Origin of the sequence: Pantoea sp. ANP04, from assembly GCF_041982285.1 — a bacterium.
GTDB classification, from domain to species: Bacteria; Pseudomonadota; Gammaproteobacteria; order Enterobacterales; family Enterobacteriaceae; genus Pantoea; species Pantoea eucalypti.
In genome coordinates this window covers 1-558 of the sequence record NZ_JAUTYS010000125.1, presented here as the reverse complement: position 1 = coordinate 558, position 558 = coordinate 1, and the positions used below count along the sequence as shown (strand labels likewise).

The following is a 558-nucleotide window of genomic DNA, read 5'->3' as shown; positions in this document are numbered from 1 at the left end:
CCATGATCCCAACCCCGCAGAAACTCCCCCCGCGACTCCGGCAAACGGAAATTCCCCGCCCCTTCACCACCGGTGTTGAAGGTCGTTCCCAAATAAGCCGCCAGATCCGGATAAGTCGCAGCGCTCTGCACACTGCCATCCACCTCCAGAAACCCCGCCGGCACCGTGCCCTTGGGAAACGGCACCATGGCCCCCACCGGCAGGGCCGACATGTTCTTCAACAGTGCCTCGATCTCGGCCTTGGTGTAGGTCACCGACTTGGTGTAGGCGTCGGTGATGCCGTACTCGGCCAAGGTGCTGCGAATCTTCTCTGGCGGTATCGAATCCCGGACGATCGCCTTGATCGCCGCCAGCAACTGGTCGTGCTCGGCCTCGGCCGGCTCCTTCCCACCCGCACGAATCACGTTGAGCAATTCATCGGTCACCGCATTTCCCCAGTCGGAAGAAATCAGTGAGCCGACTTGCCCCGTGACCGGGTTCTCGTCGACAAACTTGCCGTTCACCAGCCCTACGCTGGGAACACTTTTCGGATAATCCACTTGTTCTTGTCTTCTCTAG

1 protein-coding gene is annotated in these 558 nt (G+C 60.2%); it reads right to left on the bottom strand.

Features of this window, described 5'->3' with window-relative positions:
• Positions 1–539 (bottom strand): phage tail protein (locus Q7C21_RS22680; RefSeq protein ID WP_375151191.1); only part of this gene is annotated, 539 nt, incomplete at its 3' end.
• Positions 540–558 lie beyond the last annotated feature (19 nt).